General features: G+C 72.5%; 21 protein-coding genes. 16 read left to right on the top strand and 5 right to left on the bottom strand.

Annotated features, from left to right (window positions below; translation table 11 throughout):
- Positions 1-123: 123 nt before the first annotated feature.
- The 8 genes from VFV67_RS15300 (at position 124) to VFV67_RS15265 (ending at position 11,360) form a co-directional block, all read left to right on the top strand.
- Positions 124-3,768: a hypothetical protein gene (locus VFV67_RS15300; RefSeq protein WP_326470621.1), complete on the top strand. Its 3,645-nt coding sequence runs from the start codon at positions 124-126 to the stop codon at positions 3,766-3,768.
- Between the two features lie 11 nt (positions 3,769-3,779).
- Positions 3,780-5,105 (top strand): glutamate-1-semialdehyde 2,1-aminomutase, encoded by a 1,326-nt coding sequence (gene hemL, locus VFV67_RS15295; RefSeq protein ID WP_326470619.1) that lies wholly within the window; start codon positions 3,780-3,782, stop codon positions 5,103-5,105.
- Positions 5,102-5,731, top strand: a complete 630-nt coding sequence (locus tag VFV67_RS15290; RefSeq protein WP_326470617.1) for a histidine phosphatase family protein — start codon at positions 5,102-5,104, stop codon at positions 5,729-5,731. Before hemL ends, VFV67_RS15290 begins: the two co-directional genes overlap by 4 nt.
- Positions 5,728-6,303 (top strand): TlpA disulfide reductase family protein, encoded by a 576-nt coding sequence (locus tag VFV67_RS15285; protein WP_326470615.1) that lies wholly within the window; start codon positions 5,728-5,730, stop codon positions 6,301-6,303. Before VFV67_RS15290 ends, VFV67_RS15285 begins: the two co-directional genes overlap by 4 nt.
- Before the next feature lie 30 nt (positions 6,304-6,333).
- Complete coding sequence (locus tag VFV67_RS15280) at positions 6,334-7,104, top strand: cytochrome c biogenesis CcdA family protein (RefSeq protein WP_326470613.1); 771 nt, start codon at positions 6,334-6,336, stop codon at positions 7,102-7,104.
- Positions 7,104-8,708: a cytochrome c biogenesis protein ResB gene (gene resB, locus VFV67_RS15275; RefSeq protein WP_414636256.1), complete on the top strand. Its 1,605-nt coding sequence runs from the start codon at positions 7,104-7,106 to the stop codon at positions 8,706-8,708. Before VFV67_RS15280 ends, resB begins: the two co-directional genes overlap by 1 nt.
- Positions 8,708-9,658 carry a c-type cytochrome biogenesis protein CcsB gene (gene ccsB / locus VFV67_RS15270; RefSeq protein WP_326470612.1) on the top strand — a complete coding sequence of 317 codons (951 nt, stop codon included), beginning with the start codon at positions 8,708-8,710 and terminating at the stop codon, positions 9,656-9,658. The genes resB and ccsB overlap by 1 nt, the downstream gene beginning before the upstream one ends.
- Before the next feature lie 217 nt (positions 9,659-9,875).
- Positions 9,876-11,360 (top strand): MinD/ParA family ATP-binding protein, encoded by a 1,485-nt coding sequence (locus VFV67_RS15265; RefSeq protein WP_414636259.1) that lies wholly within the window; start codon positions 9,876-9,878, stop codon positions 11,358-11,360.
- On the opposite strand, the gene VFV67_RS15260 is transcribed toward VFV67_RS15265, so the two are convergent.
- Together VFV67_RS15260 and VFV67_RS15255 are read right to left on the bottom strand one after the other, a co-directional pair.
- A complete protein-coding gene (locus tag VFV67_RS15260; RefSeq protein ID WP_326470610.1) occupies positions 11,357-11,551 on the bottom strand; it encodes a hypothetical protein in 195 nt (64 codons plus the stop codon). The two genes, VFV67_RS15265 and VFV67_RS15260, sit on opposite strands and share 4 nt — an antisense overlap.
- A gap of 80 nt (positions 11,552-11,631) precedes the next feature.
- Positions 11,632-11,850 carry a BldC family transcriptional regulator gene (locus tag VFV67_RS15255; RefSeq protein WP_326470609.1) on the bottom strand — a complete coding sequence of 73 codons (219 nt, stop codon included), beginning with the start codon at positions 11,848-11,850 and terminating at the stop codon, positions 11,632-11,634.
- Between the two features lie 158 nt (positions 11,851-12,008).
- Between VFV67_RS15255 and VFV67_RS15250 the strand changes: the two genes are divergently transcribed.
- The 3 genes from VFV67_RS15250 to VFV67_RS15240 are packed head-to-tail and all read left to right on the top strand — an operon-like array spanning position 12,009 to position 13,872.
- Complete coding sequence (locus VFV67_RS15250) at positions 12,009-12,458, top strand: Lrp/AsnC family transcriptional regulator (RefSeq protein WP_326470607.1); 450 nt, start codon at positions 12,009-12,011, stop codon at positions 12,456-12,458.
- A 20-nt stretch (positions 12,459-12,478) separates the two neighbouring features.
- Complete coding sequence (locus VFV67_RS15245) at positions 12,479-12,769, top strand: DUF4229 domain-containing protein (RefSeq protein ID WP_326470606.1); 291 nt, start codon at positions 12,479-12,481, stop codon at positions 12,767-12,769.
- Positions 12,766-13,872, top strand: coding sequence for a PLP-dependent cysteine synthase family protein (locus VFV67_RS15240; protein WP_326470605.1), 1,107 nt, complete (start codon positions 12,766-12,768; stop codon positions 13,870-13,872). The genes VFV67_RS15245 and VFV67_RS15240 overlap by 4 nt, the downstream gene beginning before the upstream one ends.
- A gap of 99 nt (positions 13,873-13,971) precedes the next feature.
- Here the strand turns inward: VFV67_RS15240 and VFV67_RS15235 are convergent, their stop codons facing one another.
- From VFV67_RS15235 to VFV67_RS15225, 3 genes are read right to left on the bottom strand one after another with little or no spacing between them, the layout of a single operon-like run.
- The gene (locus tag VFV67_RS15235; protein WP_326470603.1) at positions 13,972-14,844 is read right to left on the bottom strand and encodes a 1,4-dihydroxy-2-naphthoate polyprenyltransferase; all 873 of its coding nucleotides are present in this window, start codon (positions 14,842-14,844) and stop codon (positions 13,972-13,974) included.
- 27 nt (positions 14,845-14,871) lie between these two features.
- Entirely contained in the window at positions 14,872-16,032 is a 1,161-nt protein-coding gene (gene menE / locus VFV67_RS15230) for an o-succinylbenzoate--CoA ligase (protein WP_326470874.1), read from the bottom strand.
- 2 nt (positions 16,033-16,034) lie between these two features.
- Complete coding sequence (locus tag VFV67_RS15225; protein WP_326470602.1) at positions 16,035-16,946, bottom strand: 1,4-dihydroxy-2-naphthoyl-CoA synthase; 912 nt, start codon at positions 16,944-16,946, stop codon at positions 16,035-16,037.
- Positions 16,947-16,979: 33 nt separating this feature from the next.
- Between VFV67_RS15225 and menD the strand changes: the two genes are divergently transcribed.
- The 5 genes from menD to paaA form a co-directional block, all read left to right on the top strand.
- Entirely contained in the window at positions 16,980-18,665 is a 1,686-nt protein-coding gene (gene menD / locus VFV67_RS15220) for a 2-succinyl-5-enolpyruvyl-6-hydroxy-3-cyclohexene-1-carboxylic-acid synthase (RefSeq protein ID WP_326470601.1), read from the top strand.
- A gap of 64 nt (positions 18,666-18,729) precedes the next feature.
- A complete protein-coding gene (locus tag VFV67_RS15215) occupies positions 18,730-20,241 on the top strand; it encodes a M1 family metallopeptidase (RefSeq protein ID WP_326470598.1) in 1,512 nt (503 codons plus the stop codon).
- A 119-nt stretch (positions 20,242-20,360) separates the two neighbouring features.
- Positions 20,361-21,881, top strand: coding sequence for a M1 family metallopeptidase (locus VFV67_RS15210; RefSeq protein ID WP_326470596.1), 1,521 nt, complete (start codon positions 20,361-20,363; stop codon positions 21,879-21,881).
- 57 nt (positions 21,882-21,938) lie between these two features.
- Positions 21,939-22,397 carry a DUF3592 domain-containing protein gene (locus VFV67_RS15205; RefSeq protein ID WP_326470595.1) on the top strand — a complete coding sequence of 153 codons (459 nt, stop codon included), beginning with the start codon at positions 21,939-21,941 and terminating at the stop codon, positions 22,395-22,397.
- 33 nt (positions 22,398-22,430) lie between these two features.
- Positions 22,431-23,183: 1,2-phenylacetyl-CoA epoxidase subunit PaaA (gene paaA, locus VFV67_RS15200; RefSeq protein ID WP_326470873.1), on the top strand; the 753-nt coding region annotated here is incomplete at its 3' end.

Raw genomic sequence — 23,183 nt, 5'->3', positions numbered from 1 at the left:
AACTCCCAGAGGCTTGTGAAAGGCGTTCACGAACGACCTTGGCAGTCTAACCGTTTGCTTTTGGGCACGATCTCGGTTAACGGTGTCACGTATCACCGGTCGCCATAGGAGATTCCGAATCACATGGTGTTCAACGGGTCGCTGACCATGCTTCGCAACCGGAACCGACGAACCGGTCCGGACCGGCTGGCCGGCTTCCTCGCGGCACTGCGCCAAACGCCGATCCCGACCTCCCCGCCGCCGCACGACGCCCACCAGGAGGCGCTCGGACTGCACCTGCTTGCCCTCGCATTGCGACTCGAGCACATCGACCGCATGTCCGAGGCGCTGACCCTGGCCGACTCCACCCACATGGCCCGCTCGGTCACCATCGACATCGACATGACCGTGCTCACCCCCGACCAGCTGCACGCGCTGCGCTCGGACCCGACGCAGGAGTCCCGCCCGTCGTCGGTGTGGCTCCCGGTGGCCCGGCAGTCGCGGACCGACCTCGCGCCGGTGGTGGTGCGCAACGCCGCGGGTGAGGTGGTGCCCCGGCTCACCCAGGTGGAGACCGCGCACGCGCTGATCCACGGGGTGAGCAAGGCGTTCCGGATGTTCCTCAACTCCGACCCGCGCACCGAGGTGCCTGGCGAGCTGCTCTACGACATCCGGCACGGCCTGAACCGGTCCCGCTGGCTGATCGAGGCCACCATCGCCAACCTGATCGACACCGCCGGCCGGCACCCCAGCCCGGTGCGGCCCCGCTCGGCCCGGCACCGGGCCACCGACTCGGACAGCATCCGGGACAAGGCGGCGACCGCGGTGGAGCAGCTGTTCCCGGCGGACAGCCCGTTCCTGCGGCTGCTCGACGTGGCCGCCTCGGAGTACCTGCTGGTGGCCCAGGTCCGCACGAACAAGACGCAGGCGTTCCTGCGCTACGACGCCCCCGTGATGCCGGCCAGGTCCCGGGACCTGCGCGGCCGGGCCACGATCGCCCGGTGGGGCGCGGGCGCGTTCCGGCACGAGTTCACCGTGCAGTACGCCACGGTCATCCCGCGCGCGGTGAACTCCTACCACGTCACCCTCGAGGTGCCGCCGGAGATCCAGGTGCGCCGGTTCTTCCTGACCAGCGACGTGGACGCGCCGGCGCTGCGCTCGCTGGTCAACGACATGCACGCGGTCGCCGACGGCTACGCCGAGCTGAACACGGTGGCGCCCAAGCTGCTCGAGCTGGAGCTGCAGGGCATCGTGTCCCGGCTGGCCGAGTTCGGCCGGCGCCGCTACCGGGACCTCGAGGTGTTCATGTCCTACATCGAGGACTGCTACTCGACGTTCTCCCGGCGCCGGCCCCGGTTCCCGGCCCGCACCGACCCGGGCAACCCGGTCTCGGTCGAGGAGAGCCTTGAGCCGCAGAAACGGGTGATCACCGGCCTCGGGCACCTTGCCCACCAGTACGAGTCGGACAACCTGCGCAAGCTCGCCGAGGGCCTTGTCGACCCGGACAGGCTGCGCCGGTGGGCGGACGCGCTGACCCGATCACAGGTCCACACCGACATCTACGTGGACAACGACCCGAGGGAGAACGCCGGGCACGCGCACTGGCAGCGCCGGCCGTTCGGCTCCGACCCACAGTCGGTCGAGCCGGTCTCGGCGACCGTCTACATGGCACTGGTGGACGATCCGCCCTCGCTCGCGGCCAACGTGTCCAAGCTGCTGCTCGCCGTGCTGCTGCTGGTCGTCGGGTTCGGCGTGCTGCTGCAGCCGCAGCTGTTCGCCGGGGTGCCGGTGCTCGGCCCGCTCGGCGCCTGGCTCGGCCTGCCGGGCAGTGACGACTCGGTGATCTCCTCGGCCGACGCGATCGTCACCATGCTGCTGCTGGTGCCCGGCGTGATGCTGTCCCGGCTGGACATCCCGTCCGGAAAGTCGGTGCTCGGGCAGCTGCGGCTGTTCCCCCGGTACGTCGCCTACACCTCGGTGATCATCGCCGGGGCACTGGCCCTCGCCGTGGCCGGCGGCCGGGACGACCGGCTGGCCGGGCCGTTCCTGGCGGCCATCAGCGCGCTGCTGCTGCTGGCCGTGCTGGTCGGACTCGACGGTGTGGCCAAGGCGGTCAAGCGGCGCAGCCGGGTCCCCGGCGCCCAGGTCAACCCGAACTGGCTGATCACCGAGATCCGCCGGAAAGCCCGGCGGCCCAAGCGCTGCACCGCCAACTTCTCCACGGTCGGGTCGGACGGCGACACGAGCGCCACCCGCGCGCACCCCGCACTCGCCGCCGTCGCCGCCCGGGCGGCCAGCTCCGGCAGCGCCGCCGTGATGTTCAACGTGACGCACTACGGCACGGCCGACCGGACCGCCCCGCCCGCGCCGCAGATCGACTTCATCCCGCCGACCGAGAACGACCGGGTGGCCACCGAGACGCTGGCGTTCCATCCGGTCATGGCCGGCTTCCAGGTGCACACCTGGACCCCGGACACCCCGCACAAGCCGGTCGAGGGCGTGTCGATCAACCGGATCTCCGCCGGTCCGCGCCCGGACGAGCGCAACCCGGCCAGCCACCTCTACCACGGCAGCGTGGTGATCAACCCGAACTTCCTCTACGACCCGGCGAACAGCACCGAGATCCTGATCACCATCGGCTACGACCCGTGGCGGCCGGAGTTCGCCGATTCCCTGATGGTCAGCCGGATCTACCAGGGCATCGCCACGGCGGCGGCCGACGGCGGCGTCCCGGTGCTGTTCCTGCAGTCCCCGGTGGCGCCGTTCCGCGACCCGCCGGGACGGTTCCGCGAGGACGGCTCCGGCGAGGCGCCCCGCACGGCCAACGGGATGGCGCTGCGGGTGCTGGTCGGGCTGGACGACCGCCAGCCGGAGAAGCGGCTGGACCTGCTGCGCGACATCGCCGGCATGGCCCAGGACATCGGGCTCGGTCTGCAGATCGCCGACCGGCGGTTCGGCCGGGTGCGCGGCGAGTGGTGGTCGGTGCTGGCCCCGCACGCGAACCGGTACGCCGAGCGCAAGGCCGACCTGTTCGGCTGGGCGCCGCCGGGCGTGCCGGAGACGGTGCAGCTGGTCACCTTCGTCGGGCCGGCCCGGGTCGGCTCGTCCGCGGCCCTCGCCGCCGACCTGGTGGCCCGCAACATCGGCATCCTGGCCATGTCCGGGGCCACCCTGCAGGAGATCGCGTTCATCAACGTGATGCTGCCGATCGCCCCGGCCCGCAGCGGCCGCACGCCGTCGGCGGCCGGCACCTGCCTGCCGATCGCCGAGGGACTCGGGCTGGTGGCCAGCGACTGCGGGCTGACCCGCCGCCAGGGGGTGCGCGAACGCAGCCGGATCGCCAGTTCGCCGGCCACCGACTACCAGGTGCTGTCCACCGGCCCGGTCCGGCCGGGGATCGCCGACCCGGACAGCGGCATCGAGCATCCGCTGTGGTTGTCCTGGACGGTGCCGCTGGAGTTCGACGCGGCCAAGCGCCCGCCGGACGTCGCCCAGCTGGTGCTGGCCCAACTGTGCGCGGCCAGCGGCCAGGTCACCGGCGGTCGGGTGGACTACTACCGGGTCCGGGTGCTGCCGGACGGCCGGGTCCGGGGCCGGGCCAAGGTGTCGGTCACGCTCGCCGAGGACATCACCCGCAGCCGGATCCCGGAGATGCTCTCCGAACTGTGCCCGTGGGCGCAGCGCGAGGTGGTGGCCACGCTGATCCGCGACCGGGTGCCGCTGCGGGCGATCCGGCTGCGGGTGGCCTGGCGGGAGCGGTGGCTCGGCCGGGTCAGCATCGTCATGTGAGACTGGGGCGCGTGAGGGCAGAGGCGCAGCAGCAGGCGCGGCGGTCGGCGACCCTGTTCGACCGGGCCCGCGCGGCCACCCCCGGCGGGGTGAACTCGCCGGTGCGGGCGTTCAAGGCGGTCGGCGGCACCCCGCGGTTCATGGTCCGGGGCGAGGGACCCTACCTGTGGGACGTCGACGACAACCGGTACGTGGACCTGGTCGGCTCGTGGGGGCCGATGATCCTGGGCCACGCGCACCCGGCGGTGGTCGATGCGGTGCGGGTGGCGGCCGGCTCCGGACTGTCGTTCGGCACCCCGACCGAGGGCGAGATCGAGCTGGCCGAGGAGATCATCCGCCGGGTCGCCCCGGTGCAGCAGGTGCGGCTGGTCAACTCCGGCACCGAGGCCACGATGAGCGCGATCCGGCTGGCTCGCGGGTTCACCGGGCGCGGCCGGATCGTGAAGTTCGCCGGCTGTTACCACGGTCACGTGGACGCGCTGCTGGCCGACGCCGGCTCCGGGGTGGCCACGCTCGGCCTGCCGACCACGCCCGGGGTGACCGGGGCGGCCGCCGCCGACACGATCGTGTTGCCGTACAACGACATCGACGCGGTGCGGGCGGTGTTCGCCGAGCACGGCGGGCAGATCGCCGCGGTGATCACCGAGGCGGCCGCCGGCAACATGGGCGCCGTGCCGCCGGAGTCCGGCTTCAACGCGGCGCTGCGCGAGATCACCGCGGCACACGGCGCGCTGCTGATCATGGACGAGGTAATGACCGGGTTCCGGGTGTCCGCGGCCGGCTGGTTCGGGCTCGACCCGGTCGCCGCCGACCTGTTCACCTTCGGCAAGGTCATGTCCGGCGGACTGCCGGCCGCGGCGTTCGGCGGGCGGGCCGACGTGATGGCCGCGCTGGCCCCGTCCGGGCCGGTCTACCAGGCCGGAACGCTGTCCGGGAACCCGGTGGCGGTGGCCGCCGGGCTGACCACGCTGCGGGTCGCGGACACCGCCGTGTACCGGGCGCTGGACGCCAACTCGCAGCGGCTGGGCGCCCTGCTGACCAACGCGCTGACCGCGGTGGGCGTGCCGCACCGGGTGCAGTACGCGGGCAGCCTGCTCAGCGTGTTCTTCACCGAGGACCCGGTGCGCGACTACGCGGCGGCCCGGGCCACCGACACCTGGCGGTTCCCGGCGTTCTTCCATGCCATGCTGGACCGGGGGGTGTACGCCCCGCCGAGCGCGTACGAGTCGTGGTTCGTCAACGCGGCCATGGACGACGCGGTGTTCGGGGTGATCGCCGACGCGCTCCCGGCCGCGGCCGCCGCCGCGGCAGAGGCAGTCGAGGAAGGACACAGTTGAGCAGAACCGTCGTGCACTTGCTGCGGCACGGTGAGGTGCACAACCCGACCGGGGTGCTGTACGGCCGGCTGGACGGGTTCGGGCTCTCCGAGCTGGGTCACCGGCAGGCCCTCACCGTGGCGGAGCACCTGCGGGACAACGACATCGTCCACGTCGTGGCCTCCCCGCTGCAGCGCGCGCAGGAGACCGCGGCGCCGATCGCCGACTCACACCGGCTGGAGCTGCACACCGATGCGCGGCTGATCGAGGCGGCCAACCTGTTCGAGGGCCGGAAGGTGTCCGTCGGCGACGGGGTGCTGCGCTCGCCGCGGAACTGGCCGATGCTGCGCAACCCGTTCCGGCCGTCCTGGGGCGAGCCGTACCTCGAGGTCGCGCACCGGATGCTGGCCGCGGTGTACCGGGCCCGCGAGCGGGCGGCCGGGCACGAGGCGGTGTGCGTGTCGCACCAGCTGCCGATCTGGACGGTGCGCCGGTTCCTGGCCGGCCAGCGGCTGTGGCACGACCCGCGCCGCCGGGAGTGCTCGCTGGCGTCCATGACCAGCCTGGTTTTCGACGACGAGCAACTGGTCGACATCCGCTACAGCGAACCGGCCGGGTCGAGCAGCCCGAAGGTGACCGGCGCATGAGATTCATGTTGCCCCTGCTGGCGATTCTGCTCGCGCTGGCCGGGTGCTCCACCGGGCCTGACGCGGTCGCCTCCGGCACCGAGTTCCAGTTCGTCTCCCCGGACGGCAAGACCGAGATCTTCTACGAGGGCGCGGACCGCAAGCCGATCGGCGAGTTGTCCGGCGACGACCTGTTGGCGCAGGGCCGCCGGATCGCGCTGTCCGACTTCGCCGGCCAGGTGGTCGTGCTCAACATCTGGGGCTCGTGGTGCGGGCCGTGCCGGGTCGAGGCCCCCGAGCTGCAGGAGCTCTACGAGGCGAACCGGGACGCCGGGGTGACCGTGCTCGGCATCGACGTGCGGGACGAGCAGCGCACCGCGCCGCAGGACTTCGTCCGCGACCGCGGCATCACCTACCCGTCCATCTACGACCCGCCGGGCCGGTCGCTGCTGGCCCTGAAGGGCTACCCGCGCTCGGTGGTGCCGTCGACGATCGTGCTGGACCGGGCGCACCGGGTCGCCGCGGTCTACCTGCACGACCTGCTGGCCACCGACCTCGAACCCCTCGTCGACCGGCTGACCGCCGAGCGCTGAGCGCCCGGCCCGGGTGTCTACCCTGTTTTCGTGAATCCCACCGAGCTCGCCCAGTCCGGCCCGCTGCTGCTGGCCGCCGGCGTGGCGCTGCTGGCCGGGACGATCTCGTTCGCCTCGCCCTGCGTGGTGCCGCTGGTACCGGGCTATCTGGCCTACCTCGCCGCGCTGGTGGGAGCGGACGCGCCCGCGGTCAGCGACGACGAGGCGCCCAAGCGCGGCCGGTTCCGGGTGGTGGGCGCGGTCGGCCTGTTCATCCTCGGGTTCACCGTGGTGTTCGCCATCGGCGTGGGCAGCCTGGTCTGGCTGGCCGACGCGGTGCAGCTCAACCAGGGGCTGCTCGAACGAATCGGCGGGGTGCTCACGATCGTCATGGCGCTGGTGTTCATCGGGCTGATCCCGGCGCTGCAGCGGGACGTCCGGCTGCACCGGGTGCCGCGGCTCGGGGTGGCCGGCGCCCCGGTGCTCGGCGCGATCTTCGCGCTTGGCTGGACGCCGTGCCTCGGCCCGACGCTGTCCGCGGTGCTGGCGATGGCCGCGAGCACCGGCGGCACCGCGGCCCGCGGCTACCTGCTGGTGCTGATCTACTGCCTGGGGCTGGGCCTGCCGTTCCTGCTGATCGCGCTGGGCGCGGGCTGGGCGGTCCGGACCAGCGGCTGGCTGCGCCGGCACGGCCGGGTGATCCAGTACGTGGGCGGCGGGCTGATGCTGGTCGTCGGCGTGCTGCTGGTCACCGGGCTGTGGGGCGAGCTGACCGCCTGGCTGCGCGGCACGATCGTCGCCGACACGAGGTTGCCGCTCTGATGACCGTGGACAGTCGCGCGGCCGGCCCGGCGCAGCAGGTCCCGCCCCGCGTGAACCCGCTGCTCGCCTTTCTGCGCAACACCTGGCGCGGCCTCGTGTCCATGCGCACCGCCCTGGTGCTGCTGTTCCTGCTGGCCCTTGCGGCCCTGCCGGGGGCGCTGCTGCCGCAGCGGTCGCTGAACGCGCCCAAGGTGACCGAGTTCATCGCCGAGCACGGCTGGTGGGGCCGGCTGCTGGACCGGCTGCAGTTCTACGACGTCTACGCCAGCGTCTGGTTCTCGGCGATCTATCTGCTGCTGTTCGTGTCGCTGATGGGCTGCCTGGTGCCGCGCACGCTGGACTACGCCCGGTCGCTGCGGGCCGCGCCGGTGCTCACCCCGCGCAACCTGAGCCGGCTGCCGCACCACAGCACGGCCACGATGGACGCCGGGGTGGCCGAGGTGATGGCCGCCGCGCACCGCCGGCTGCGCGGCTGGCGGCGGGTGGAGCGGGCCGAGCCGGACGGCGGGCGCAGCATCAGCGCGGAGCGCGGGTACCTGCGGGAGACCGGCAACCTGCTGTTCCACTTCGCCATGCTCGGCCTGGTCGTGGCCCTGGCGCTCGGCAAGATGTTCAACTACGAGGGCCAGGTGATCGTGCTGGCCGACGGCTCGGAGTTCTGCAACGCCGGGACGCTCGGCTACGACTCGTTCCGGCCCGGGCTGCGGGTGGACGGCACCGACCTCAACCCGTTCTGCGTCCGGGTGGACGGTTTCTCGGCCCGGTACCTGCCGAACGGCCAGGCGGAGAGCTTCCGGGCGGACCTGCGCTACCAGTCCGGCGCCGACCTGGAGACCGGCACCTGGCGGCCGTACCCGCTCGCGGTGAACGATCCGCTGCGCACCGCGGGCGACCGGATCTACCTGCTCGGCCACGGCTACGCCCCGACCTTCACGGTGACCTTCCCGGACGGAACGAGTCGCACCAGCACCATCCAGTGGCGCACGGTGGACCAGCGGACGATGCTCGCCGAGGGCGCCACCAAGCTGGACCGGCCGGGGGTGTCCGACCCGGCGGAGCGGCGGCGCACCGGGCTCGCGATCACCGGCCTGCTGGCCCCGACCGCGGTGTTCCGCGGCGCGCTGCTCGACTCCGGGTTCCCGGACCTGCGCAACCCGGCGGTCGCGGTGGACGTGCTGCGCGGCGACCTCGGGCTGGACGCCGGCCGCGGTCAGTCCATCTTCTCGGTCGATCAGTCCCTTGTGGACAGTGGCCGGCTTTCCCGGGTGGCCCGGGCGAACCTCAAGCCCGGCCAGGAGATCACCCTGGACGACGGCACCCGGGTGCGGTTCGACCGGGTCGAGCGGTGGGTGGCGCTGCAGGTCTCGCACGACCCGACGCAGGGCTGGGTGCTCGCGTTCGCGCTGCTGCTGATCGCCGGGTTGGGTGTCTCGCTGACCGTGAAGCGGCGCCGGCTGTGGATCCGGGCCACCCCGGCGGGCGCCGGTGCTGATCAGAGTCGTACCGTGGTCGAGGTCGGCGGGCTGGCCCGAACCGACCGGGCGGGGTACGGCGAGCAGTTCGAGCGGCTGTCCGCCGAGTTGGTGCGCGGGAGGGAACCCTGATGCCGGTCGACGAGACCCTGGCGACCTACAGCGACTGGTGCTACTTCACCGCCGTCGCGGTGTACGTGCTGGCCATGGTGTTCTACCTGACCGAGCAGGCGCTGACCCGGACCCGGGTCCGCGCCCCCGAACCCGCGCTGGTGGGCGCCGAGGACCGGGACGCCGCACCGGTCGACCCGGACGAACGTGCCGGTGCCGCCGAGCCCGGGCGGGCGGATCGGATCGGCCGGATGGCGGTGGCGCTGACCGTGTTCGGCGCGCTGGTGCACCTGGCTTCGCTGGTGTTGCGCGGGATCGCGGCCGGGCGGGTGCCGTGGGGCAACATGTACGAGTTCGGCTCGCTGCTCTGCCTCGGCGCGGTGGTGACCTGGCTGGTGCTGCTGCGCCGGTTCCCGGTGCGGCGGCTCGGCGGCTTCGTGCTCGCCCCGGTCGCGCTGCTGATGTTCTTGGGCGGCACCGTGCTCTACACCAGCGCCGCCCCGGTGCAGCCGGCCCTGCAGTCCTACTGGCTGGTCATCCACGTGTTCACGGTCGCCACGTCCAGCGGGGCGCTGCTGGTGTCCGGCGTGGCCAGCGTGCTGTACCTGATCAAGACCAACCCGGACCGGTTCGCCCGGCTGGCTCCCCGGCTGCCGGCGGCGGACACCCTGGACCGGGTCGCCTACCGGATCACGATCATCGCGTTCCCGGCCTACACGCTGGCGGTCATCTTCGGCGCCATCTGGGCGGAGGCCGCCTGGGGCCGGTTCTGGGGCTGGGATCCCAAGGAGACTTGCGCGTTCGTGGCCTGGGTGGTCTACGCCGCCTATCTGCACTCGCGGGCGACCGCGGGCTGGCGCGGCGGCCGGGCGGCGGCGATCAACGTGCTGGGCTTCGCGGTCATGGTGTTCAACCTATTCTTCATCAACCTGGTCATCTCGGGCCTGCATTCCTATGCCGGGCTCGGCTGACGCCCCCGTGTCGCGCCGAACGATCGGATGCGACTACCGTCGTGGGCGAAGCCGGCGGTAGTTCAGGGAGGACCCCAGCGTGAGTGGGCGGGAAGACCAGTCCGGGTGGCAGCTGCCCGAGGCGCAGCCCACCGATCCGGGCGAGCCGGGCACCGGCGGGCCGCGGCCCAAGGTCACCACCGACCAGCTCGACGGGTTGACCCACGACTTCGGGCCGATGCCGGGTGCTTCTCACCTTGAGGAGGAAGAGAAAACGGACTCGACCCCGCACCCGGACGCACCGCAGCCGGGGCAACCCGGTCCGCACCAGTCCGGGCCCCACGCCGTGCCGCCGCAGCAGTCCGGACCGCAACCCGTTCCCCCGCAGCAGTCCGGGCCGCAACCGGCACCCGCACACCAGTCCGGACCGCACCCCGCGCCGCCGCACCAATCCGGACCGCACCCCGCGCCGCCGCACCAATCCGGGCCGCATCCCGTTCCACCGCACCAGTCCGGACCGCACCCGGGGCCGCCGCACCAGTCGGGGCCGTATCCCGTTCCGCCACATCAGTCCGGACCGCACCCGGTTCCGGGTGAGCAGTCCGGGCCGCACTCGGGTCCGTATCCGGTGGCCGGCGGACCGTCCGGTCCGCACTACGTCAACCCGTCTGGCTCCGGCGGCTACCCGGTTCCCCCGTACCAGCAAGGGTTCCCGCCGGGCTACCCGCCGCCGCACCTGCGGGGCCAGACGTCTCAAACCGTCCGGCCGGGACCGGTCGACCCGCACGGCCGCGGCGTCGGCCATGGCCACGGCGAGCTGTCCTCCGCCCGGTTGATCAAGCAGGCCAAGCGCCGGCCGCAGTCCGGCTGGCGCAAGGCGGTGTTCGTGGCCAGCGGGCATCTGATCAACGTCGGGGAGAGCCCGGCGGACAGCCGGCGCCGGGAACTGATCAACCGGGTGAACCAACCGCTGCGCGGCTGCTACAAGATCGCCATGCTGAGCCTCAAGGGCGGGGTCGGCAAGACCACCACCACCACGACGCTCGGCTCCACCTTCTCCTCGCTGCGCGGCGACCGGGTGATCGCCGTGGACGCGAACCCGGACCGCGGCACGCTGAGCCAGAAGATCCCGCTGGAGACCACGGCCACCGTGCGGCACCTGCTCCGCGACGCCGACCGGATCCGGCGCTACAGCGACATCCGCGCCTACACCTCGCAGGGCCCGAGCCGGCTGGAGGTGCTGGCCAGCGACCAGGACCCGGCGGTGTCCGAGGCGTTCAGCGAGAGCGACTACCGGCGCACGATCGCGCTGCTCGAGCACTTCTACAACATCGTGCTCACCGACTGCGGCACCGGGCTGATGCACTCGGCCATGAAGGGCGTGCTCGACCTGGCCGACTCACTGGTCGTGGTGTCCTCCGGTTCGGTGGACGGCGCTCGCAGCGCCTCGGCCACCCTGGACTGGCTGGACGTGCACGGCTACCGGGACCTGGTGGCCCGGTCCGTTGCGGTGATCAACTCGGTGCGGCCGAAGGCCGGCTCGGTGGATCTGGACCGGCTGGCCCAGCACTTCGGGTCGCGGTGCAGGGCGGTGTGCCAGATCCCGTTCGACCCGCATCTGGAGGAGGGCGCGGAGATCGAGCTGGACCGGCTCAGCCCGGCCACCCGGCTGGCCCTGCTGGAGATGGCGGCCACGGTCGCCGACGCCTTCCCCGGGAACTAGGAGGAGGGTTTGCCGTCGTCGTCTTCGGGCCGGCGGCGGCGCCGCTCGAGGTCGCGGAGGAACTCCGCGTCGTCGTCCGGAGCGACCGAACGCTTGCGAGGGGGAGCAACGCTGGCCGGCCGGGCGACGAACGCCCGCCACAGCAACACCAGCACCGCAATCGCGCCGATCACCGCGAGCAGATAAATCATCGAACGCCACCTCCCTCATCCTCGACACCGAGATTAGCCCGTTTGTCGGGTTCGGGGGTGGAAGGGGGACGACGGCCTGGTCAGTCCCGGCCGGCCGGCGCGGTCGCCTCGGTGGTCAGTTCGGCAAGCAGCGCCTTGACTTCCGACTCGCGGAACCGGCGGTGCCCACCCGGCGTCCGGATCGAGCCGATCCGGCCCGCGGTCGCCCAGCGGGTCACGGTCTTCGGATCCACCCGGAACAGCGCGGCCACCTCGCCAGGGGTCAGCAGTCGTTCGCCGATGTGTGTGACAGCGGTCAACTCACGCCTCCTCCATCGCCCGGTGCGTGGTGTACCGCATCGTCGCATCTCGCCCTTCGGGTACTCGAACGGTTGTCCGGAGGTAAAGAGGTAGTAAGGGACAAATCGAGCGCTTCGGACATCGGTCGGGGCCCGGTCGGGGCCTAGGCTTGGATGCCGTGGACTCCGTGGACCGCAGGATCATCGACGCGCTTCGGCGCAACGGCCGCGCCACCTACGCCGACCTCGGCCGGCAGGTCGGCCTGTCCGCGTCGGCCGTGCACGAGCGGGTGGGCAAGCTGGAGGCCACCGGCGTGATCACCGGTTACCACGCGGTGGTCGACCCGCACGCGGTCGGGCTCGGGGTCACGGCGCTGATCGGCATCACCCTGTCCGACACCGCGGACGAGGAGGCCGTCGCCGCCGAGCTGGGCGGCCTGTCCGAGGTCGAGTCCTGCTACGCGGTGGCCGGCGACGACGCCTTCGTGGTCAAGGTTCGGGTGGCCACCGTCGACGAGTTGGAGCACACCCTCGGCCGGCTGCGCCGGATCGTCGGGGTGGCCAGGACCCGCACCACGGTGGTGCTGTCCACCCGGTTCGAGGGCCGGCCCAACACCGCATCCGACTAGGGCCGGGTTACGGTCTGCACATGGCGGACGGACATCTGGGGCGCGACCTCGCCCTCTACACGCTGGCCCGGATCGGGCTGGTGGCCGCCGTCGGTGGGCTGCTTCTGCTGTTCGGCGTGCCGCTGCTGGTCAGCCTCGCGGTCGCGATCGTCGCCGGCTTCCCCCTCGGCCTGCTGCTGTTCCGCGGCCTCAACCAGCGGGTGACCGCGAGCCTGGCCGCCCGCGGCGCCGCACGCAGCGCCGAGCGGGACCGGCTGCGCGCCCAGCTGCGCGGCGCGGACACCCCGCCCGCCGAGGACGACGGCAGGTGACCGCGCTCGACCGGTGCAGCGACACCACCCGGGACTGGGTCTGCCGGGCCGTGCGGATCATCGAGGCGGACGCCAACCGCAGCGCCGACACCCACCTGCTGCCGTTCCCGCTGCCGCCGGACTGGGGAGTCCAGCTCTACCTCAAGGACGAGTCGACCCACCCGACCGGCTCGCTCAAGCACCGGCTGGCCCGCTCCCTGTTCCTCTACGCGCTGTGCAACGGCTGGATCGTCGAGGGCACCCCGGTGATCGAGGCGTCGTCCGGCTCGACCGCGGTCTCCGAGGCCTACTTCGCCCGGCTGCTCGGGCTCCCGTTCATCGCGGTGATGCCGAGCACCACCAGCGCGGAGAAGGTCGAGCTGATCGAGCGGCAGGGCGGCTCGTGCCACTTCGTCGACGAGCCCGGCCGGATCTACGCGGAGTCGCACCAGCTGGCCGAGAAGCTCGGTGGGCACTTCATCGACCAGTTCACCAATGCCGAGCGGGCCACCGACTGGCGGGGCAACAACAACATCGCCGAGTCGATCTTCGAGCAGATGGCCTGGGAGGAGCACCCGGAGCCGGCCTGGATCGTGGTCGGCGCCGGCACCGGCGGCACCAGCGCCACGATCGGCCGGTTCATCCGGTACCGGCAGCTGCGCACCCGGCTGGCCGTGGTGGACCCGGAGAACTCGGTGTTCTTCCCGGCCTGGCGGGACGCCGACCCGGCGCTGACCAGCTGCCGCGGCTCCCGGATCGAGGGCATCGGCCGGCCCCGGGTCGAGCCGAGCTTCATCGGCGAGGTGATCGACCGGATGATCCCGGTGCCGGATGCCGCGTCGCTGGCCACCATCCGGACCGTGCAGCAGGTGCTCGGCCGCCGGGTGGGCGGCTCGACCGGCACCAACCTGTGGGGCGCGTTCCAGATCGTGGCCGAGCTGACCGCCCTCGGCCGCCCGGGCAGCGTGGTCACCCTGCTCTGCGACGGCGGCGAGCGGTACGCGCACACCTACTACGACGACGCCTGGCTGGCCCGGCACGGCCTGGACCTGGCCCCGTACCGCCAGGTGCTCGACCACTTCCTGGCCACCGGCCTGTGGACTGTTCCGCCTCTCCGGGATTAACTGCTGTTGTTGCGTTCCAGCGGAAGGTGCGGATCGCGGGGTGATTGTGGCTGGGTGAACGTCACGGTGCCCCCGAGGTTGCGTTGGTTGGGCCAAGACCTAACCAAAGGCAAGGGCTGGGGCCGTGGTCACGGCCCAGAGCAGCATCGCGAGGGCGGTGTCGCGCAGCACCGGGATCAGCTCCGGCCCGGTGGCGCCGCCGGCCACCCGGCGGGCGGCGGGCAGCACCGGCAGCACGGCCAGCAGGGCGGCGAGCAGCCACGGGTTGCCGGGCGCGGCGGCCAGGCTGATCGCGAACGGCACCGCGACCAGCGCGCAGTAGAGGATCCGGGTGCGCCGCTCGCCCAGCCGGACCGCCAGGGTGATCTTGCCGGCCACCCGGTCGGTGGGCATGTCGCGCAGGTTGTTGGCGACCAGCACGGCGGCCGAGAACGCGCCGGTCGCCACCGCCCCGGCCATCCCGGCCCAGCTGATCCGTCCACTCTGGACATAAAGGGTGCCGAGCACCGCGACCGGACCGAAGAACAGGAACACCGCGGCCTCGCCCCAGCCCGCATAGCCGTACGGCCGGCGGCCCCCGGTGTAGTACCAGGCCGCCAGCACACAGCCGGCGCCGACCGCGAGCAGCCACCACCGCCCGGTCGCGGCCACCAGCACCAGCCCGGCCACCGCCGCGACGCCGAAGCACCCGAACGCCGCCGCGCGCACCGAGACCGGCGTGGCGACCCCGGACCCGACCAGCCGCAGCGGCCCCACCCGCCGCTCGTCGGTGCCCCGGATCCCGTCGGAGTAGTCGTTGGCGTAGTTCACGCCGACCTGCAGCGCCAGCGCCACCACCAGCGCCAGCAGCGACTGCCACCACACGAAGGCGTCCAGCGCCGCCGCCGCACCCGCGCCAACCAGCACCGGCGCCACCGAGTTCGGCAGCGTCCGAACCCGCGCGCCCTGCACCCACTGCCCGACCGTGGCCATGCCCCCATCTTGGTGGATCACCGGAGGTCAGAACGAGGCGGCCACGGCCTCCCGGTCCACTTTGCCCGGTCCGCGCAGCGGCAGCCGGTCCACGAACCGGATCGCCTTGGGCACCGCGGCCGGGCCCAGTTCGGCTCGCACCGCCGCGCACAGCGCCGCCGGGTCCGGCCGCCCAGTGCCACCCCCAGGGCCACCCCCGGGGCCGCACTCGGCGCTGCACACCACGGCCGCCACCACCCGCTGGCCCCACTCCGGGTCGGGCAGCCCGACCACACACGCCTCGGCCACGCCCGGCTGCGCGGCCAGCACCCGCTCCACCGCACCGGGCGCCACCTTCAGCCCGCCGGTGTTGATCAGGTCGTCGGCCCGGCCGAGCACCTCAAGCGTGCCGTCCGGCCGCAGCCGGCCAAGGTCGCTGGTGCGGAACCAGCCGCAGGCGAAGGCCGCGGCGGTCTCCACCGGCCGCAGCCGGTACCCGGTGGCCAGCATCGGCCCGGCCAGTTGGACCAGCCCGTCCGGCCCGATGCGCACGGCCGCGCCGGCCAGCGGGACGCCGGCGTAGACGCAGCCGCCTGCGGTCTCGGTCATCCCGTAGGTGGTGACCACCGCGACGCCGGCCGCCCGGGCCCGGTCCAGCAGCCCGGCCGGCGCCGGCGCGCCGCCGAGCAGCACCGCGTCGAACGAGCGCAGGGCCGGGCCGCCCGCGCCGGCCAGCAACCGGCCGAGCTGGGTGGGCACCAACGCGGTGTAGCGCGGGCGGCCGGTCATGCCGGCCGCGGCCGCCGCGAAGGCCGCCGCGTCGAAGCCCGCCGACAAGTCCAGCAGCACCGGCTCGGTCCCGGCCAGGACCGAGCGCACCAGCACCTGCACCCCGGCGATGTGCCCGGCCGGCAGCGCCAGCAGCCACCGGCCCGGACCGCCGAGCCGCTCGTGCGTCGCGCTCGCCGATGTCGACAGCGCGGCGGCGGAGAGCACCACACCCTTCGCCGACCCGGTGGACCCGGACGTGGCCACCACGAGCGCGGTCCCCGGCTCGACCGGCTCGCCCGGCGCCAGTTCGGCCAGCAGCCGGTCCTTGCCGGCGGGCAACGGCAGCACCGGCGGCCCCGAGCCGGTCAGCGCGGCCCGCAGCGCGGCCAGGAGCGCACCGGCCGCGGCCGGCGAACCGTCCACCGGGACATGGCGGATCATCAGTAGTAGTAAGGAAACCGGGTCCAGTCCGGCGCGCGCTTCTCCAGGAAGGCGTCCCGGCCCTCGACCGCCTCGTCGGTCATGTAGGCCAGCCGGGTGGTCTCGCCGGCGAACAGCTGCTGGCCGACCAGCCCGTCGTCGATCAGGTTGAACGCGTACTTGAGCATCCGCTGGGCGGTCGGCGACTTCCCGTTGATCTCCCGGGCCCACTCCAGCGCGGTCGCCTCGAGCTCGGCGTGCGGCACCACGGCGTTCACCGCGCCCATCCGGTGCATCTGCTCGGCGGTGTAGGCGCGGCCGAGGAAGAAGATCTCCCGGGCGAACTTCTGGCCGACCTGCCGGGCCAGGTAGGCCGAGCCGAACCCGCCGTCGAAGCTGCCCACGTCGGCGTCGGTCTGCTTGAACCGGGCGTGCTCGGCGCTGGCCAGAGTGAGGTCGCAGGTGACGTGCAGGCTGTGCCCGCCGCCGGCCGCCCAGCCCGGCACCACCGCGATCACCACCTTGGGCATGAACCGGATCAGTCGCTGGCACTCCAGGATGTGCAGCCGGCCGGCCCGGGCCGGGTCGACCGTCTCGGCGGTCTCCCCGCTGGCGTACTGGTAGCCGGTGCGGCCGCGGATGCGCTGGTCGCCGCCGGAGCAGAACGCCCAGCCGCCGTCCTTGGCCGACGGCCCGTTGCCGGTGATCAGCACGCAGCCGACGTCCGGGGTCATCCGGGCATGGTCAAGGGCCCGGTACAGCTCGTCGACCGTGTGCGGCCGGAACGCGTTGCGCACCTCCGGCCGGTCGAAGGCGATCCGGACGGCACCGGTGGCCACCGCGCGGTGATAAGTGATGTCGGTGAAGTCGAAGCCGTCCACCGCGCGCCACGCGGCCGGGTCGAACAGCTCGGAAACGGGACGATCAGCCACACGCGCAGCATATGGGCGTGCTTACATGACTCCGTGAACCCCTCGACCGCGCAGGCCACCGTGATCGTGGACGAGCTGGTGCGCAACCGGGTCGGGCACGTGGTGCTGTGCCCGGGCTCGCGCAACGCGGCGCTGGCCATGGCCCTGCACCAGGCCGCCGAGCAGGCCCGGTTGGCGCTGCACGTGCGCACCGACGAGCGCACCGCCGGGTTCCTCGCCCTCGGCCTGTCGCTCGGCGGCGGCCGGCCGGCCGCCGTGGTGTGCACCTCCGGCACCGCGGCGGCGAACCTGCACCCGGCGATGCTCGAGGCGCACCACAGCGGGGTGGGTCTGCTGGCGATCACCGCGGACCGGCCGGCCGAGCTGCACGGCAGCGGCGCGAACCAGACCATCGACCAGCGCGCGCTGTTCGGCCCGGCCGCGGTGGCGGTGGACTTCCCGGTCGCCGAGCGGCGCGGTGCGCAGAACGCGGTGTGGCGCGGCCTGGTCTGCCGGGCGGTCGCGCAGGCCGAGCAGGGCCGCCCGGTGCACGTGAACATCCCGTTCCGCGAGCCGCTGGTGCCCACGTTCGAGCCGCGCTGGCCGGAGCCGCTGGACGGGCGCGCCGGCGGGCGGCCGTGGACCACGTCGGCGGCGCCCCGGTCGGTGGCCGGCAACCGGGTGGACTTCCCGCTGCCGGCCCGGACCCTGATGGTGGTCGGCAGCGGCCGGCCGGACCGGGCCGGAGCGGCGGCGGCGGTGGCGGCCACGGCCGGCTGGCCGGTGGTGGCCGAGCCGGGCCGGCAGGCCGAGGCGCTGGACGGCGGCGCGGCGGTGCTGCGCTGCGGCGCGCTGCTGCTGGCCGCCGGGGACCTGCCCGACGCGCTGCGGCCGGACGCGGTGGTCGTGGTCGGCCGCCCGACGCTGTCCCGCGGGGTGCGCGGGCTGATGGGCCGGGCCGCGGTGTACGGGATCGGCGACCATCCACAGTGGACGGACCCGCAGTATGTGGCCGAGCACGTGCGTGGCTGGCTCGACCTCGACGATCTGTCCCATGTGGACGATCCGGCGCCGGACTGGCTGCCGGCCTGGCAGCGGGCCGACGGGCACGCCGCGGCCATGGTGGACAAGCTGCTGGCCGACGAGGACTGGCCGACCGGCCTGCGGGTGGCCCGCGACCTGGTCGAGGCGCTGCCGTCCGGCGTCACCCTGTTCCTCGGCTCGTCCAACCCGATCCGGGACGTGGACCTGGTGGCCGAGCCCCGCGCGGACGTCGCCGTGTACGCCAACCGCGGGGTGGCCGGCATCGACGGCAACCTGTCCACCGCGGTCGGCATCGCCCTGTCCACCAACGTGACCGGTTACGCCCTGGTCGGCGACCTGACCTTCCTGCACGACCTGAACGCGCTGGCGATCGGCCGCGGCGACCGGCGGCCGAACCTGACGATCGTGGTGGTCAACGACGACGGCGGCGGCATCTTCACCCTGCTCGAGCAGGGCGCCGCCGAGCACAGCCCGAGCTTTGAGCGGGTCTTCGGCACCCCGGTCGGCGCGGACCTCGGTGCGCTCTGCGCCGGCTACCACGTCCCGCACACCCTCGTCCGCACCCCCGAGGCGCTGCACGCCGCCCTCGCGCCCGCCCCCGGCCTGCGCGTGGTCGAGGTGCGCGCCGACCGCTCCCGGCTGCGCGATCTCCATGCCCGGCTGCGCGCCGCGATCAGCGACGCCGCCATGCGTTGACCGCCGGACTAAGATCGCTTCTGCGATTCTCGTTGGCGCACAACGATCTGGGAGGCCCCTGACCATGCGCACGTTGTCCAGACTCACCCTGACCTGCACGTCCGCGGCGCTGGCCACCGTGCTGCTGGCCACGTCGGCGAGCGCGGCGCCCGGCGCGCCGGGGCTCGACGACCCGTACTACCCGCTGGACGGCAACGGCGGCTACGACGTGTCGCACTACGACATCCGGTTGACCTACCAGCCGAGCGGCGACCTGCTGTCCGGCACGACCACGATCCTGGCCACCGCCACCCAGGACCTGGACCGGTTCAACCTGGACTTCCTGCTGCGGGTCAGCTCGGTGCGGGTGAACAACGCCCCGGCCCGGATCGCCTCGCACCAGGACGGTGAGCTCGCGGTGGTGCCGAGCCGGCCGGTGCCGAGGGGCGGCGCGATGACCATAGTGGTCCGCTACGCCGACGTGCCGTCCAACCCGAACTACACGCTCTACGGGTTCAACCTGTGGACCAGGACGCCGACCGGCGCGCTGGCCTCGAACGCGCCGCAGACCGCGGCCTGGTGGTTCCCGAGCAACAACACCATGACCGACAAGGCGACCTTCGACGTGTCGGTGGCCGCGCCGGACGGCGTCGAGGTGCTGTCCAACGGCAACCTGGTGTCCCGGCAGAAGCAGATCGACGGCTGGACCCGGTGGAACTGGCGCAGCACCAAGCCGCAGGTGACCTACGCGGTGCTGCTGGCCGTCGGGCAGTTCGACGATCTGCGGTTCGCCAGCACGCCGGGCGGGATGCCGCTGATCACCGCCTACGCCAACAACCTCGGCGAGTTGGCCGGCGCCGCCCGGGCCAGCGTGGAGCGCACGCCGGAGATCGTCGAGTTCGAGGAGTCGGTGTTCGGCCCGTACCCGTTCGACGCGCAGGGCGGCATCGTGGTCGGCCTGAACGAGCTGGGCTTCGCGCTGGAGAACGCCACCCGGCCGGTCTACGACGCGGTGTTCTTCAACCAGGGCTCCAACACCTACGTGGTGGCCCACGAGCTGTCCCACATGTGGTTCGCCAACTCGGTCTCGGCGCACAGCTGGCAGGACGTGTGGCTGCACGAGGGGTTCGCCACCTACGCCTCGTACCTGTGGTCGGACTACCTCGGTGAGGGCACCGCGGCCGAGCTGGCCCAGTTCCGCTACGACGTCATGCCGGCGGCGGCGTCCTGGTGGCAGGTGCTGCCCGGTGATCCCGGCGTGCCGTTCCAGTTCCACCCGGCCGTCTACCACCGCGGCGCGATGACCCTGCAGGCGTTGCGCACCGCCGTCGGCGACGAGGCATTCCTCCAGATCCTGCAGAGCTGGACCGCGACGCACCGGTACGGCGACGCCACCACCGCCGAGTTCATCGCGCTTGCCGAGCAGGTGTCCGGTCAGCAGCTCGACGAGCTGTTCAGCACCTGGCTGTTCACCAGGGGCAAGCCGGCGGTCGGGCCGAACGGCGCGGTCGCGGCCCGGCTGGCCCCGGCCACGGAACCGAAGTCGTACCGCAAGATCAGCGAGACCTACGAGCTGATGGCCCGCGCACACGGCTGACCCGGTCGCCGCGTCGGGGGCGCCGGGCCGGCAACCTGGATAAGGGATTTCCCCAGTATTGGCAACTCCCCGCCGAACGGCGGTGGCCGGGAGACGGCGGCAATCCTAGGTTCGGGGCCATGCGAAAGCTTTCCCGGTTCACCCTCAGCAGCGCGGCGGCGGTCATGGCCACCGTGCTGTTCACCAGCACGGCCGCCGCGGCACCATCGCCCGGCGCTCCCGGCGCGGGCGACCCGTACTACCCGCTGGACGGCAACGGCGGTTACGACGTGTCGCACTACGACATCCGACTGACCTACAACCCGAACTCGGACCTGCTGTCCGGGACCACGACGATCCTGGCCAGAGCCACCCAGGAACTGAGCCAGTTCAACCTCGACTTCCTGCTCCGGGTGAACTCGGTGCGGGTCAACAACGCCGCGGCGCGGTTCACCTCCACCGACGACGGCGAGCTGGTGGTCACCCCGACCCGGCCGCTGGCCCTTGGCGCCAACCTGACCATCGTCGTGCAGTACAGCGACGTGCCGTCGAACCCGGAGTACACGCTCAACGGGTTCAACGCGTGGACCAGGACCCCGACCGGGGCGCTGGCGATCAACGAGCCACAGATCGCGCCGTGGTGGTACCCGAGCAACAACCACCCGACCGACAAGGCGACGTTCGACGTGTCGGTGGCCGCGCCGCAGGGCGTCGAGGTGCTGTCCAACGGCAACCTGATCTCCCGGCAGCAGATGATCAACGGCTGGATCCGGTGGAGCTGGCGCAGCCTGCGGCCGCAGAACACCTACAACACGTTCATCGTGGTCGGGCAGTACGACGACCTGCGGATCAGCACCACGCCGAACGGGCAGCCGTACATCAACGCCTACGCCAACGACCTCGGCGACAACCTGGACCCGGCCCGGGCCAGCATCGAGCGCACCCCCGAGGTCACCGAGTTCCTCGAGACGCAGTTCGGGCCGTACCCGTTCGAGGCGCAGGGCGGCGTGGTCACCAACAACGGCGAGCTGGGCTTCGCCCTCGAGACCCAGACCCGGCCGGTGTACGACGGGTTGTTCTTCCGGCGCGGCTCGAACACCTCCGTGGTCGCGCACGAGATGGCCCACATGTGGTTCGGTGACTCGGTGTCGGTGCACGGCTGGACCGACATCTGGCTCAACGAGGGCTTCGCCACCTACGCCGAGTTCCTGTGGTCGGAGTGGAACGGCGAGGGCACCCCGGCCGAGCTGGCCCAGTTCCTGTACGACTCGATCCCGGCGGACAGCGGGTTCTGGCAGGTCCTGCCGGGCAACCCGGGTCCGGACAACCAGTTCGACGACGCCGTCTACGACCGCGGCGGGATGACCTTGCAGGCGCTGCGGACCGCCATCGGCGACGACGCGTTCCGCCAGCTCCTGCGCGACTGGCCGACCGCCAAGCGGTACTCCGACGCCACCACGGCGGAGTTCATCGCCATGGCCGAGGCGGTCTCCGGGCAACAGCTCGACGAGCTGTTCGACACCTGGCTGTTCACCGCCGGCAAGCCCGAGGTCGGGCCGAACGGCGCGGTCGCGGCCCGCACGGCCACCGTGGCCGCAGAGCCGAAGTCGTTCCAGAAGATCAAGTACACGCACGAGCTGCTGGCGCAGGCCGGGCGGTAGCCGGAGATCGGGGACTCGCCGGGCCCGGGCCCGGCGGGTCCCCGTACCCTCGATTTCGTGGTGGTTGAGCAGCAGCTGGCGCCGCCGGCCACGACGGCGCCGGGACGGCGGTTCGAGCGGATCGCGGTCCGCGCGCTGCTGGCCGTCGGTGCCCTGGTCACCGTGCTGGGCCTGCTGCTGGTCGTGTCGGCGTGGACCGAGGACGTCCGGATCGATCGCGCCACCGGGTATGCCAACGCCGAGGTGGTCTCGGTGTCCTTCCAGCGCACCCTGGTCCGGTACCAGACGCCGGACGGCGCCGAGCACATTCCCTCGGTCGGGGTGCTCTACCCGCATGGGCTGGCCGTCGGCCAGGTCGTCCGGGTGGAGTACGAGCAGAGCAATCCCGAGCTGGTCCGGGTGGCCGGCCGGGGCGTGACGCTCACCCTGCTGCCGGTCGGCACCACCCTGCTTGCCGTCTGGCTGGTGCTGATTCCGCTGGTCGTGTGGCTGCGCAGGCGCGTCCGGCGGATGTAACACTTATCCGCGATTCCTGCGCAAAGGTGTAACATCGAGGCTGTGAACGAGGACCTGGAACGGGACTTCGACCGCGTGATCGCGGCCGAGCAGCGCATCGAGCCCCGGGACTGGATGCCGGACGGCTACCGCCGCACGCTCATCCGCCAGATCGCCCAGCACGCGCACTCCGAGATCATCGGCATGCAGCCGGAGGGCAACTGGATCAGCCGGGCACCGTCGCTGCGGCGCAAGGCGATCCTGCTGGCCAAGGTGCAGGACGAGGCCGGCCACGGCATGTACCTCTACTCCGCGGCCGAGACCCTCGGCGCCGACCGCGCCGACCTCACCGACAAGCTCATCGAGGGCCGGCAGAAGTACAGCTCGATCTTCAACTACCCGACGCTCACCTACGCCGACGTCGGCGTCATCGGCTGGTTCGTCGACGGCGCGGCGATCTGCAACCAGGTGCCGCTCTGCCGCTCCTCCTACGGGCCCTACGCCCGCGCGATGATCCGGATCTGCAAGGAGGAGTCCTTCCACCAACGGCAGGGCTTCGAGCTCCTGATGACGATGATGCGGGGCACCCCCGAGCAGCGCGCCATGGTGCAGGACGCCGTCGACCGCTGGTGGTGGCCGACCCTGATGATGTTCGGCCCGCCCGACGAGCACAGTCCCAACACCGCGCAGTCCATGGCCTGGAAGATCAAGCGACACAGCAACGACGAACTGCGGCAGCGGTTCGTCGACATGACCGTCCCGCAAGCCGAGGCGCTCGGCGTGACGCTGCCCGATCCGCGGCTGCGG

It is taken from the genome of Actinophytocola sp., from assembly GCF_035762905.1.
Taxonomy (GTDB): Bacteria; Actinomycetota; Actinomycetes; order Mycobacteriales; family Pseudonocardiaceae; genus DASYTH01.
Note: the sequence above shows the minus strand (reverse complement) of the source record. Positions and strands in the feature narration are given on the sequence as shown.

Excerpts from the sequence above, each read along its gene's own strand:
- VFV67_RS15300 (WP_326470621.1), top strand. The coding sequence starts at position 124 with ATGGTGTTCAACGGGTCGCTGACCATGCTTCGCAACCGGAACCGACGA.
- VFV67_RS15285 (WP_326470615.1), top strand. The coding sequence starts at position 5,728 with ATGAGATTCATGTTGCCCCTGCTGGCGATTCTGCTCGCGCTGGCCGGG.
- resB (WP_414636256.1), top strand. The coding sequence starts at position 7,104 with ATGACCGTGGACAGTCGCGCGGCCGGCCCGGCGCAGCAGGTCCCGCCC.
- ccsB (WP_326470612.1), top strand. The coding sequence starts at position 8,708 with ATGCCGGTCGACGAGACCCTGGCGACCTACAGCGACTGGTGCTACTTC.
- VFV67_RS15265 (WP_414636259.1), top strand. The coding sequence starts at position 9,876 with ATGCCGGGTGCTTCTCACCTTGAGGAGGAAGAGAAAACGGACTCGACC.
- VFV67_RS15260 (WP_326470610.1), bottom strand. The coding sequence starts at position 11,551 with ATGATTTATCTGCTCGCGGTGATCGGCGCGATTGCGGTGCTGGTGTTG.
- VFV67_RS15245 (WP_326470606.1), top strand. The coding sequence starts at position 12,479 with ATGGCGGACGGACATCTGGGGCGCGACCTCGCCCTCTACACGCTGGCC.
- VFV67_RS15235 (WP_326470603.1), bottom strand. The coding sequence starts at position 14,844 with ATGGCCACGGTCGGGCAGTGGGTGCAGGGCGCGCGGGTTCGGACGCTG.
- VFV67_RS15215 (WP_326470598.1), top strand. The coding sequence starts at position 18,730 with ATGCGCACGTTGTCCAGACTCACCCTGACCTGCACGTCCGCGGCGCTG.
- VFV67_RS15210 (WP_326470596.1), top strand. The coding sequence starts at position 20,361 with ATGCGAAAGCTTTCCCGGTTCACCCTCAGCAGCGCGGCGGCGGTCATG.